We start from the raw sequence: 11919 nt of genomic DNA on the forward strand, positions 1-11919 counted from the left end.
GGCGCTGACAGGCGCCCGGCCGGAGCCTATCTAGACGACCATGACCGACCCCAGGATGAGAACCGCGAAGTTCGGCCTCGGCGACGTGGTCCGCCACCGGATCTACCCGTTCCGGGGCATCGTGTTCGACGTGGACCCGATCTTCGACAACACCGAGGAGTGGTGGCTCGCGATTCCCGAGGAGGTGCGGCCGCGCAAGGACCAGCCCTTCTACCACCTGCTCGCCGAGAACGCCGAGACCGAGTACGTGGCCTACGTCTCCGAGCAGAATCTCGTGCCCGACACCTCCGGCGAGGCCCTGCGGCACGCGGGCATCGCCGAGGTCTTCGAGCGGGACGCCACCGGCATCTACCGCATCCGCGACCGCCATCCGAACTGATCCGGGCCCGCCGCCCGGCGTCGGAGCACGGGCACAGCCTCCCTCCGGACAGCGAGGAGGCCGGGCATCGCTGCCCGGCCTCCCGCGTCGTCCTGAATGTATCCGGAGCCGCCCTTACGGCTTCGGCGCGGCGGTGGCGGCCGCGCCGCCCTTCTCCGCCTCGAGCTTCTTGCGCATCTCGTCGCTGCGCTTCTCGAGCTCGGACTGGAGCTTCTTCTGCTGCTCCTCCAGCACCTTCGGGTCCATGGCCGGGCCGTCGAAGGCCTTGCCGAAGCCCGCGAGCGGCACCGCGAAGGTGACCTCGCGCTGGGTCTGGTTCTGGACCGAGACGTTGAGCGTGGTGCCCTTCTTCATCGCCGCGACGACGCCGGCGTCGAGCTGGGGCGCCTCGGCGAAGCAGCCGTTCGGGAAGCAGACCGCGAAGCGGCCGGCGGTGGGCTGCTGGCCGTCGACGGTGAAGCGGATGCCGGGCTGCAGCAGCAGGCCGAGCGGCAGCAGGTAGCGCACCACGCGCACCTCCTGCTTCGTCTGGGCGTTCTTCATCTCGTAGACGGCGACCGCGAGCACGGGCTGGCCCTGGTCGGAGACGAAGTCGCGGGTGGTGTAGCAGACGTCGGTGCCCGAGCCCTGGTCCTTGCCGCAGACCTTGGTCCAGTCGGCCTGGCTCGGCTCGGACTTGACGTTGATGATCTGCGGGCCGGTCTGCTGCTGCTGCTGCTGGGCGGCGGGGGTCTGCGGGGCCTGGGCCGGCGCGGCGGGCGCCGGGGCGGCCGGCTTGCCCTTCGGCTGCGCCTGGGCGAGAGCCGGCCCGGCGGCGAGGCCGCCCGCGAGCGCGAGGAACGCGACGGCGCGCGTGCGGCGCCCCTGGCTGTTGGCGAAGAACATCAGCTCTGACCCCTTGGAGTGCGTCTTGTTGAGACCGGATCGGGACGATCGGGAACCGTATCGCGTTCGAGCCGCGCGCCGGAGGCCTCGGCCCGGGAGCGCCGTCGGCCGGCCCGGGCGGCGCCGCGCGGGCGCGGGCACCTCTCGGCTCCGCTCGAACGACAGGGCGGCCTGCTTTCCTCCGGAATACGGCGAAGACATGACACCGCAGCCGTTCTCGCACCGGTCGGAAGCGCTGCGGCCGCACGGGAGGCGGTTCGCGGGGAGAGTGGCGGGGGCTCGGCTCGGACCGTATCGCGGCTGCGTGAGAAATTAGGGATCGGTTAACCTTATAGTCCCATCACCGGAAGGTCGCGGGAGGGCCGGCGACGGTCCTTCGCCGACGGCTTTGGGAAGTGGGGCGCGAGGTGTCGGCGCAGGCTGCTGTCTTACCGAGAGCCTCCGATTCGCGGGCCCTGCCCGGGTGGCCGGCGCGCTCCGATCCGTCCTCCCTGCCCCACGCCTCGCCCGAGGCACCCGGCGCGGCGCCGGCCGAGGTGCCGCTGCGGCGCACCGGCCTCTGCGCCCTCATGGCGGCCACGGCCCGGCGCCACCCGGCCCGCGTCGCCCTCGTCGACGCGGCGGACAAGGCGGCCTGGAGCGGCCGGCCCGCCATGACCTGGACCTACGGCGCGGCGGCCGAGATCGTCGCCCGGCTCGCGGGCGGCCTGCGCGCGTGGCGCCTCGCGCCCGGCAGCCGCATCGGGCTGGCCCTTCCCGGCAGCACCGAGGGCCTCGTCGCCCACCTCGCCGTGGAGGCGGCGGGCCATATCCCATGCCTCCTGCCCGCGACCTGGGACGAGGACCAGTTCGCCGCCGGCATCGAGGCGGCGGGCATCAGCGCCGTCCTGACGCAGGCGCGGCTCGGGACCGCGCGCCCGGCCGAGCGCCTCTGCCGGGCGGCCGTGCGCTACTTCGGCCTGCGCTATCTCGCCGCCTTCGGGCCCGACGTGCCGGACGGGGTGATCAACCTCGACGAGATGGTGCTCGACCGGCGCGGCGGACCCGTCGCCGCCGAGACCGGGGGCGGCCTTATCAGCTTCGTCGGGGGCGACCCGCACCGTCCCGTCCACCGCCCGGGCGACGCCCTGCTGGCGGCGGTGGCCGTCCACCTCATCGCCGCCCGGGTCGAGCCGGGCGAGCGCATCCTCACCCTGGTGGCGCCGGGCGACCTGCGCGGCGTCGTCACCGGCCTCGGGGCGGCGCTCGTCGCCGGCGCGAGCCTGGAGACCCTGCCGGTCTTCGACGGGGCCGCCCTCGGCGCCGCCCTGCTGCGGCCGGTCCCGACCCACCTCGTGGCGCCGGCCTTCCTGGAGCCGGCGCTGGCCCGCGCCGCCCTGCCCGACACGCTGCGCACCATCGGCTTCGCCCACCGCGCCCCGGCCCGGCTCACCGGCCGGAGCCTCCGGACCGCCTTCGCGGGGGGGCGTGCCGCCGTCGTCGACGTCGTGGCGCTCGACGAGGACCTCGTCCTCTCCGGCACGCGCGGCCGCGACGACCTCGCCTTCGGCCTCGCCGAGCCGGAGCGCTTCGGCCTGCCGGCGAGCCTCCTCTCCCTGCGCCGGGACGAGGACGGGCGCATCGCCTGCCGCGGGCAGGCCGCCAAGGCGGCGCCCTATCGCCGCGGCGAGGCGGGGCCCGACGACGGCACAGCCTGGCGCCCGACACGCTACCGCCCCACCCTGTTTGCCGGCACCGCGACCGGGCTGACCGAGGCGTGACGCCAGGCGCCCTGCCGCCGCCCGACGAGGAGACTCCTCCCCGACGTTGCGCCGCCATGCCGGGCGCGGCTCTCCGAATCGGATCCTGCGGGCGCCCGCCGATGCGAAGGGAAACGCGGGAACAGCCTTAATATCGTTCCACTGCAGAGCTTTGAACGGGTTCGTTCAGGCAACACGTGATGTTCTGCGCCGCCATCGCGCGCCGGAGTCAAGGTCCGGTTCATCTCTCGCTCATGCGGGCACTGCATTTTCGCACTGCAATCTCGCCGGCGAACCAATCCCTGCCCTGCGGGTTGTTGCTAGGGTCCCTTCCCAAGGGACGCGCGATGGGATAACGCTGAAGCTTATGGGTGCGCTGCAACAAGTCCTTGTTGTCGACGACGGCCACCGCGCCGTCGATCATTCGCTCGCCGCCGAGCTCGCCGAACTCGGTTACGCCAGCGTCACGGCCTCGCTCGAGGCGGCCGAGGACGTGCTCGCGGTGATCGCCCGCCCCGCCGCCATCCTGCTCCAGGCCTCGGCCCGCGGCGGCTCCGCCTTCGCCGAGCGCGCCGACGCGCTGCGCGCCCAGATGCGCGACGCCGGCATCCCCGTCATCATCGTGGACGAGGAGACCGGCCGCCGCACCGGCGCGCCGATCGATCTCAAGAGCCGCATCGGCCCCTACGTCCTCAACGAGCCGGAGCTCTGAAGGCGTTTCGCGAGGATCCGGTCCCAAGCTCCTCGCCTCTTTAGGAAAACCCGGATTCCCGCGCGCCCGCGCCCGGGCGGCGGCCCTCAGGCCGCCTTCGTCTTCCCCTCCCGCTTGCCCTCGCCCTTCCCTTCGCTCTTCCCCTGGCCCTTGCCGCCGCGGCCCGCGATCTTGGCGAGGCTGCGCAGGATCTGCGTCGTCACCTTCAGCCGCTCGGGCACCGTGTCGAGCTCGCGGATGAAGACGATGCTCATGTCGGGCCGCACCTTGGCGAAGGAGCCCTGCTCGGCGACGAGGGCCACGAGCCCCGGCGGGTTGGCGAAGGCGCGGTCGCGGAAGTGGATCACCACGCCCTTCGGGCCGGCCTCGACCTTCTCGACGTTGGTCTCGCGGCACAGGATCTTGATCGTCACGATCTTGAGGAGCTGCTCCACCTCCGGCGGCAGGGGGCCGAAGCGGTCGATCAGCTCCGCCCCGAAGCTCTCCATCTCGGCGTCGTTCTCGAGTGTCGAGAGGCGCCGGTAGAGGCCGAGGCGAACCGTGAGGTCCTCGACGTAGTCCTCGGGGATGGTGACGGGGGCGCCGAGCGCGATGGTGGGCGACCACGCCTCCTCGACGGGCTCCGAGATGCCGGCCTTGAGCGCGGTGACCGCGTCCTCCAGCATCTGCTGGTAGAGCTCGTAGCCCACCTCCTTGATGTGGCCGGACTGCTCGTCGCCGAGCAGGTTGCCGGCGCCGCGGATGTCGAGGTCGTGGCTCGCGAGCTGGAAGCCCGCGCCCAGCGTGTCGAGGCTCTGGAGCACCTGCAGGCGCTTCTCTGCCTGGACCGTGAGCTGCCGGTTCGCCGGCGTCGTGAAGAGCGCGTAGGCCCGCGCCTTCGAGCGCCCGACGCGGCCCCTGAGCTGGTAGAGCTGGGCGAGGCCGAACATGTCGGCCCGGTGCACGATGAGCGTGTTGGCGGTGGGGATGTCGAGGCCCGATTCCACGATCGTGGTCGAGAGCAGCACGTCGAACTTGCCCTCGTAGAAGGCCGTCATCACGTCCTCGAGCTGGCCCGCCGCCATCTGCCCGTGGGCGACCGCGACCTTGATCTCGGGCATCTCGGCGTCGAGGAAGCGCTTCACCTCGGCGAGGTCCTCGATGCGCGGCACCACGTAGAAGGCTTGGCCTCCCCGGTAGCGCTCGCGCAGCAGCGCCTCGCGGATCAGCAGCGGGTCGAAGGGCGTCACGAACGTGCGCACCGCGAGGCGGTCGACCGGGGGCGTCGCGATGATCGAGAGCTCGCGCACGCCCGTCATGGCGAGCTGGAGGGTGCGCGGGATCGGGGTCGCGGAGAGCGTCAGCACGTGGATGTCGCTCTTCAGCGCCTTCAGCCGCTCCTTGTGCGAGACGCCGAAATGCTGCTCCTCGTCCACGATGATGAGGCCGAGATCCTTGAAGGTGATGGCCTTGGCGAGCAGGGCATGAGTGCCGACCACGATGTCGAGGGTGCCGTTGGCGAGCCCTTCCCGCACCTTCTTCATCTCGCCGCTCGGCACGAAGCGGGAGGCCTGGGCGACCTGGACGGGCAGTCCCTTGAAGCGCTCGGCGAAGGTCCGGTAGTGCTGGCGGGCGAGCAGGGTCGTCGGCACCACCACCGCCACCTGGCGCCCCGAGATCGCCGCCGCGAAGGCGGCGCGCAGCGCCACCTCGGTCTTGCCGAAGCCGACGTCGCCGCAGACGAGGCGGTCCATCGGCCGGCCCGCGTTGAGGTCGGAGAGGACCGCGTCGATGGCGTTGTCCTGGTCCTCCGTCTCCTCGAAGGGGAAGCGGGCGGCGAACTCCCCGTAGAGCCCCTCCGGCGGCGCGAGCCGGGGCGCGGGCTTCACGAAGCGCTCGGCCGCGATCTTGATGAGCTCGCCCGCCATCTCGAGGATGCGGCGCTTCATCTTGGCCTTGCGGGCCTGCCAGGCGCCGCCGCCGAGCCGGTCGAGCGGCACCTCGGCGTCCTCGGAGCCGTAGCGGGTCAGGAGCTCGATGTTCTCCACCGGCAGCAGCAGGAGGCCGCCGGTGTACTGCAGCTCCAGGCAGTCGTGGGGCGCGCCCGCCGCCGTGATGGTCTTGAGGCCGACGAACCGGCCGATGCCGTGGTCGGCGTGGACCACGAGGTCGCCGGGCTGGAGCGCCTGCACCTCGAGGATCACGTCCTGGGGGCGCTTGGCCTTGCGCTTCGGGCGCACCAGCCGGTCGCCGAGGATGTCGCCCTCGGCCACCACGGCGAGCTGGCCCGCCGTGAAGCCGGCCTCCAGGCCCCAGACCGCGACCGCGACGTCGGTGCCCCGCTTCAGCGCGTAGACGTCGGACAGGCGGGTGATCGCGACGGGCTTCCTCAGGCCGTGGTCGGTCAGCACGCCGCAGAGCCGGTCGCGCGAGCCGTCGGACCAGGATCCGAGGATCACGTGATGACCGGATCCCTGCAGGTCGCGCACGTGCGCCACGGCCGCGTCGAACACGCTCGCCGATTCCTCGGCCCGCTCGGGCGCGAAGTTGCGCCCCGGACCGCCCTCGCAGTCGATGACGGCGCGGGCCTCGCTCTCGGGCACGGCGAAGGGCGTGAGCCGGGCGACGCTCGCCTGCGCCACGCGCTCCTTCCACTCGTTCGGGGTGAGGTAGAGGGCGCGCGGCGGCAGCGGCTTGTAGGGGGCGACGCCCGCCTGCGGCGTCTTCAGGGCGGCCTCGCGGGCCTGGAAATAGTCCTGGACGAGGGCGAGGCGCTCGGCCACCGCCTCCTCGACCTGCGCGTCGAACACCATCGGCACGCCCCCGACATAGTCGAACAGGGTGTCGAGACGGTCGTAGAAGAGCGGCATCCAGTGCTCGAGCCCGGCGTAGCGGCGGCCCTCGCTCACGGTCTCGTAGAGGCGGTCGTCCCGGGTCGCGGCGCCGAAATTCTGGATGTAACCCTGGCGGAAGCGCCGGATCGTCTCGGTGGTGAGCTGCACCTCGCTCATCGGCACGAGGTCGAGGGAGCGGAGCTGCCCGACCGTGCGCTGGGTCTCGGGATCGAAGGCGCGGATCGATTCGAGCGTGTCGCCGAAGAAGTCGAGGCGGATCGGGTTCGGCAGGCCGGGCGGCGACAGGTCGAGGATGCCGCCGCGCACGGCGTACTCGCCGGTGTCGCGCACCGTGCCCGTGCGCAGGAAGCCGTTCGCCTCGACCCAGGCGGTGACCTTGTCCATCGACACGACGTTGCCGATCGCCGCCGAGAAGGTCTCGACCGCGATCCGGTCGCGCGGCGGCACCCGCTGCACCAGGGCGTTGACGGTGGTGCAGAGGACGCGCGGCGCCTCCTCCGACGAGCGCGAGCGGGTGAGCCGCGAGAGCGCGGTCATGCGGCTCGCCGCGATGGCGGCGTTCGGAGAGACCCGGTCGTAGGGCTGGCAGTCCCAGGCCGGCACGCTCATGATCTCGAGCTCGGGCGCGACGAAGCGGAGCGCGTTCTGGAAGGCGTTCGAGCGGCCGGAATCGCGCGCCACGTGCACCAGCACCGCCGGGCCCTCGAAGCCCTGGCTCAGCGCGCGGGCGAGATCGGCCACCACGAGGGCGTCGAAGCCCTCCGGCACCCGGGCGAGGGTCGGGCTGTCGCCGCGCCTCAGCGCATCGAGCGCGCGCGCGAGGGGCCCGGATTTCGGCAGGGCGAATCGGGCGGCCTGCGACTTCTGGCCGGGAGCGGAGGGTTTCGGTGCGGGCTTGGACATGGGTCGGTGTCGGTGCGGCGGTCGAAGGGGATGCGGCCGGCGACCGCCCCGCCGTCTCGAGGGGGCACCACCGGTGCAGGATCAAAGGGGCGCGGCGCTCGCGGAGCCGGGGCTCCGCTACGAAGCTCCGCGACGGCGGATCGGGTTCCGCGCGCGCCTCACGAGTGGATCGGCGCGTCGTGCTTGTGGAAGGCCTTGAGGCGGCGGTAGACGGGGGTGTCGTAGTTCTCCGGCACCGGCGCCTCGCCGGTCAGCCAGCGGAACAGGTCGCGGTCCGGCACCTCGATCAGTCCCTCGAACGCGGACAGATCCGTCTCGCTGAGGCTGCCGATCTCGGCGTCGGCGAAGCGGCCCATGATCAGGTCCATCTCGCGGATGCCGCGATGCCACGCCCGGTACAAGGTGCGGCGGCGGCGCGGGTCGAGATCCGCGCTGGTGCGGGTGGTGCCGGACATGAAGCGAACCTGCGGAGCCAAACCTGTGATGCCGTGATCCGGAGATCCCCTGATCCCGGCTTCCACTGATCCCGGAATTCCCTGACCCCCGCAGCGGCGGATTGCAAGGCCGGGTTTGGAACGCTCCGGGCATCGGCGGGGATCCTGCGGCTCCGCTGCGGGAAGCTGTGCCGCAGCCAGGCCGGGGCCGGATTCGGTATATAAGTGCGCCCGCCCGCGGCACCATCCTCGCCGCAGCGTCCCCGCCCTCGCCTGTCCGCATGACCGATACGCCCGCCCCGACCCTCCTCCGGCCGAGCATCCTCGACCCGCTCTTCGCCCCCGCCCGGACGCTGCCCGGCGTCGGCCCCAAGGTCGCGCCCCTGATCGAGCGGCTGCTCGGCACGCCGGAGCAGGAGGCCCGCATCGTCGACCTGCTGTTCCACCTGCCGCAGGGGGGCGTGGCGCGCCAGCTCAAGGGCTCGATCGCCGAGGCGCCGCCGGGGGAGCCCGTCACCCTCGGCGTCACGGTGGTGGCCCACCGGCCGCCGCAGCCGGGGGCCGGGCGGCGCCCCCACCGCGTCCTCGTGGAGGACGCGACCGGCGACATCTCCCTCGTGTTCTTCGGGATGCCGCGGGCGCGCGTCGAGAAGATGCTGCCGCTCGGCAGCCACCGCTACGTCTCGGGCCGGATCGACCTGTGGGACGGGCACCGGCAGATGGTGCACCCCTCCCGCGTCACCGACGAGGCCGGGCTCGCGAGCCTGCCCGCCGTCGAGCCGATCTACGGGGCGACCGAGGGGCTGACCTCGCGGGCGATCTCGAAGCTCGCCCACGCCGCCCTCGACCGCCTGCCCGTCCTGCCCGAGTGGCAGGACCCGGCCTGGCTCGCCCGCCAGGGCTGGCCCGCCTTCGCCGACGCCCTGCGGGCCGAGCACCGGCCCGACGAGGCGCCCCCGCCCCGGCGCGAGGGCGCGGAGGCCCCGCCCCGGACGCCGGCCCGCCAGCGCCTCGCCTACGACGAATTGCTGGCCTCGCAGCTCGCGCTCGCGCTGCTGCGCGCCCGCCAGCGGCGCAAGCCCGGCCGGGTCAATGCCGGCGACGGGCACCTCGCCGCCCGGATCGAGGCCGGGCTGCCCTTCGGGCTCACCGGCGCGCAGGTGCGCGCGATCGCCGAGATCCGCGGGGACCTCGCCAGCGACCGGCGCATGCTGCGCCTCCTCCAGGGCGACGTCGGCTCGGGCAAGACCGCGGTGGCGCTGCTGGCCATGGCCCATGCCGTCGAGGCGGGCCGCCAGGCCGCCCTGATGGCGCCGACCGAGATCCTCGCCCGCCAGCACTTCGAGCGGCTGCAGCCGCTCGCCGGCCCCTTACGCCTGCGCCTGATGACGGGCCGCGACCGCACGGCGGAGCGGCGCGCGACCCTCCTCGACCTCTCCGAGGGCAATATCGACATCCTGGTCGGCACCCACGCCCTGTTCCAGGAGAGCGTGGTGTTCCGCGATCTCGGCCTCGCGGTGGTGGACGAGCAGCACCGCTTCGGCGTGCACCAGCGCCTCGCCCTCGGCGCCAAGGGCGAGGCGGTCGACTTCCTCGTCATGACCGCGACGCCGATCCCGCGCACCCTGGCGCTGACCTTTTTCGGCGACATGGACGTCTCCGTCCTCGACGAGAAGCCCGCCGGGCGCCAGCCCATCAAGACCCTGACGATCCCCGTCGAGCGCATCGACGAGGTGGTGGCGGGCCTGGAGCGGGCGCTCGCCCGGGGTGAGCGCGTCTACTGGATCTGCCCGCTGGTGGCGGAATCGGAGTTCGTCGACCTCGCCGCCGCCCAGGAGCGGTTCGAGGACCTGCAGAAGCATTTCGGGGCGGATGTCGGCCTGATCCACGGCAAGATGCCGGGACCGGACAAGGACGCGGCGATGGAGCGCTTCGCCGCCGGCGAGACCCGGATCCTCGTTTCGACCACCGTGGTCGAGGTCGGCGTCGACGTGCCGGAGGCGACCATCATGGTCATCGAGCACGCCGAGCGCTTCGGCCTCGCGCAGCTCCACCAGCTGCGCGGGCGGGTCGGGCGCGGCTCGGCCGCCTCCTCCTGCCTCCTCCTCTACCGGGGGCCCCTCGGGCAGGTGGCGCGCGCGCGGCTCGAGATGATGCGCGAGAGCGAGGACGGCTTCCGCATCGCGGAGGAGGACCTGCGCCTGCGCGGCGAGGGCGAGGTGCTGGGCACCCGGCAGTCCGGCCTCGCCGCCTTCCGTCTCGCCAGCCTCGAGTGCGACAGGAGCCTGCTGGAGGCCGCCCGCGACGACGCCCGCCTCGTGGTCGAGCGCGACCCCGGTCTGCGAAGCGAGCGCGGCCGGGCGCTGCGGGCACTGCTCTACCTGTTCGAGCGGGAGGCCGCGATCCGCCTGCTCGGGGCCGGCTGAGGCCCGGTCGGGAATCCGGCGCCGTCTGTGGCTTCCGGGCGCGTGCGCCGCGTCCGTTCATCTGCCATACAGATTCGGGGTTGCGGCCCGTTCACAGGAACGGCATCATCCCTTGCCGCGTTCGTGTCGCATTCTTAACTGAACATGAACGAAGGGTTGATCCAATCGGCCCGAACAACGGAAACGTGGAGGCAAAGCCGATGAACGGACCGTTCCTGCGCCTGCCGGGCTCCGCCGAGGGCTGGAACCCCTGCGCCAGCGAGCCGTGGCTCCTGCCGATCTCCGACACGGACGAGGTGCCGGCCGATACGGGCGCCGACGCGATCGCCCAGGCCGTTCGTCAGGCCTCCCGCCCCCTCTGGATCGCGGCCCACGGCCTCTGCCTCGCCCTCGGCCTCCTGCTCGCCGTCGAGACAGCCACCGGCTGGATGAGCCCCGGCGCCCCGCAGCCGACCGCCGTCAAGGCGCCGGTCGTCGCCACCGCCAGCGCCTCGTAAGGTCTTCTCACGCGTCCTGCCGCTCGGGAGCGGCGGCCGCGCCCGTGGCTGCCCCGACCTGCGCGGCCCGCAACCCCGCCGCCATCGCCTGCAGCCGCGTCTGCGGATCCTCCGGCTGGATCACGCCCGCCGACATCACGAGCTTGGCCGCGTCGTCCACGCTGATCCCCACCTCGATGATCTCGCTGCGCGGCAGGTAGAAGAAGAACCCGGTCGTGGGGTTCGGGGCGCAGGGCAGGAACACCCCGACATACTCGTGCCCCGTCCCGCTCCCGGTCTCGCTCCCTTGCGGCAGCGCGCCCTGGATGTCGGCTGCGGCGGGCGCGGACAGGAACACCACAGACCACGTCCCCTTCACGGGGAACTCGACGAGCCCGACCGTGCGGAACGAGGTGCCGTTCGCGGAGAACAGGGTCTCGAAGATCTGCCGCAGGCCCTTGTAGAGCCCCGAGATCACGGGCGTGCGGGCGAGCAGCACCTCGCCGAACTCGATCACGCTGCGTCCGACCAGGTTGGCGGTCAGGAAGCCGAGCAGAGTCACCGCCACGAAGGCGATGACGAGGCCGAGGCCTGGAATCGAGAAGGGCAGGTAATGGTCCGGCAGGTAGCTCGCCGGCACGAGCGGCTTCACCCAGCCGTCGATCAGGGTGATGAACCACCACGTGATGTAGATGGTGATGGCGAGCGGTCCCGCCACGATGATGCCGGTGAGGAAGTAGGTGCGCAGGCGGCCCCGCACGCTGACCCGGCGGCGCGGGCTCACGGGGTCCATGTCGGGCAGCGGCGGCTGGATCGGCGGGACGGGTGGCGCCACGGGTTCACTTTCGCGAGCGGGCCGGCGGGCCCGGGTTCCGAAGGCCGCGGCCTCCGCCGGGACCGCCCCGGGGCAGAGAGGTAGCGGCTGCGCGCCAGCGGCTCAAGACCGATCGGCGCGGGCGGCCTTCCGCGCCGCGCGGGTGCGGGCGGCCTCGCTCCACGGTGACGAGCTACTCCACGGTGACGGGCTACTCCACGGTGACGGGCTACTCGACGGTGACGGACTTGGCGAGGTTCCTCGGCTGGTCCACGTCTTTGCCCATGAACACCGCCACATGGTAGGCGATCAGCTGG

Annotated in this window: 9 protein-coding genes; 5 read left to right on the top strand and 4 right to left on the bottom strand. The window is 72.7% G+C overall.

Annotated elements, in window-relative coordinates; translation table 11 throughout:
• Positions 1-40: 40 nt before the first annotated feature.
• Complete coding sequence (hspQ, locus tag MOX02_RS08460) at positions 41-379, top strand: heat shock protein HspQ (RefSeq protein ID WP_147025364.1); 339 nt, start codon at positions 41-43, stop codon at positions 377-379.
• Positions 380-493: 114 nt separating this feature from the next.
• On the opposite strand, the gene MOX02_RS08465 is transcribed toward hspQ, so the two are convergent.
• Positions 494-1264 (bottom strand): invasion associated locus B family protein, encoded by a 771-nt coding sequence (locus tag MOX02_RS08465; protein WP_147025365.1) that lies wholly within the window; start codon positions 1262-1264, stop codon positions 494-496.
• Positions 1265-1671: 407 nt separating this feature from the next.
• On the opposite strand from MOX02_RS08465, the gene MOX02_RS08470 reads away from it, so the two are divergent.
• Both MOX02_RS08470 and MOX02_RS08475 read left to right on the top strand, forming a co-directional pair.
• Positions 1672-3024, top strand: coding sequence for an AMP-binding protein (locus MOX02_RS08470; RefSeq protein WP_306424525.1), 1353 nt, complete (start codon positions 1672-1674; stop codon positions 3022-3024).
• 346 nt (positions 3025-3370) lie between these two features.
• Positions 3371-3715, top strand: coding sequence for a hypothetical protein (locus tag MOX02_RS08475; RefSeq protein ID WP_147025366.1), 345 nt, complete (start codon positions 3371-3373; stop codon positions 3713-3715).
• 86 nt (positions 3716-3801) lie between these two features.
• Here the strand turns inward: MOX02_RS08475 and mfd are convergent, their stop codons facing one another.
• Entirely contained in the window at positions 3802-7452 is a 3651-nt protein-coding gene (gene mfd / locus MOX02_RS08480; protein WP_147025367.1) for a transcription-repair coupling factor, read from the bottom strand.
• Positions 7453-7610: 158 nt separating this feature from the next.
• Positions 7611-7907 carry an FAD assembly factor SdhE gene (locus tag MOX02_RS08485; protein ID WP_147025368.1) on the bottom strand — a complete coding sequence of 99 codons (297 nt, stop codon included), beginning with the start codon at positions 7905-7907 and terminating at the stop codon, positions 7611-7613.
• Positions 7908-8167: 260 nt separating this feature from the next.
• Here MOX02_RS08485 and recG point away from each other — a divergent pair, with 260 nt between their 5' ends.
• Both recG and MOX02_RS08495 read left to right on the top strand, forming a co-directional pair.
• The gene (gene recG / locus MOX02_RS08490; protein ID WP_147025369.1) at positions 8168-10312 is read left to right on the top strand and encodes an ATP-dependent DNA helicase RecG; all 2145 of its coding nucleotides are present in this window, start codon (positions 8168-8170) and stop codon (positions 10310-10312) included.
• A 200-nt stretch (positions 10313-10512) separates the two neighbouring features.
• Positions 10513-10809: a hypothetical protein gene (locus tag MOX02_RS08495; RefSeq protein WP_147025370.1), complete on the top strand. Its 297-nt coding sequence runs from the start codon at positions 10513-10515 to the stop codon at positions 10807-10809.
• Positions 10810-10816: 7 nt separating this feature from the next.
• Here MOX02_RS08495 and MOX02_RS08500 read toward each other — a convergent pair whose 3' ends face one another.
• On the bottom strand, positions 10817-11581 hold the full coding sequence (locus MOX02_RS08500; protein ID WP_147025380.1) for a DUF502 domain-containing protein: 765 nt from the start codon (positions 11579-11581) through the stop codon (positions 10817-10819).
• Between the last annotated feature and the right edge of the window lie 338 nt (positions 11582-11919).

Source organism: Methylobacterium oxalidis, assembly GCF_007992195.1.
Lineage (GTDB): Bacteria > Pseudomonadota > Alphaproteobacteria > Rhizobiales > Beijerinckiaceae > Methylobacterium > Methylobacterium oxalidis.

Excerpts from the sequence above, each read along its gene's own strand:
- mfd (WP_147025367.1), bottom strand. The coding sequence starts at position 7,452 with ATGTCCAAGCCCGCACCGAAACCCTCCGCTCCCGGCCAGAAGTCGCAG.
- MOX02_RS08500 (WP_147025380.1), bottom strand. The coding sequence starts at position 11,581 with ATGGACCCCGTGAGCCCGCGCCGCCGGGTCAGCGTGCGGGGCCGCCTG.
- MOX02_RS08485 (WP_147025368.1), bottom strand. The coding sequence starts at position 7,907 with ATGTCCGGCACCACCCGCACCAGCGCGGATCTCGACCCGCGCCGCCGC.
- MOX02_RS08465 (WP_147025365.1), bottom strand. The coding sequence starts at position 1,264 with ATGTTCTTCGCCAACAGCCAGGGGCGCCGCACGCGCGCCGTCGCGTTC.
- recG (WP_147025369.1), top strand. The coding sequence starts at position 8,168 with ATGACCGATACGCCCGCCCCGACCCTCCTCCGGCCGAGCATCCTCGAC.
- hspQ (WP_147025364.1), top strand. The coding sequence starts at position 41 with ATGACCGACCCCAGGATGAGAACCGCGAAGTTCGGCCTCGGCGACGTG.
- MOX02_RS08495 (WP_147025370.1), top strand. The coding sequence starts at position 10,513 with ATGAACGGACCGTTCCTGCGCCTGCCGGGCTCCGCCGAGGGCTGGAAC.
- MOX02_RS08475 (WP_147025366.1), top strand. The coding sequence starts at position 3,371 with ATGGGTGCGCTGCAACAAGTCCTTGTTGTCGACGACGGCCACCGCGCC.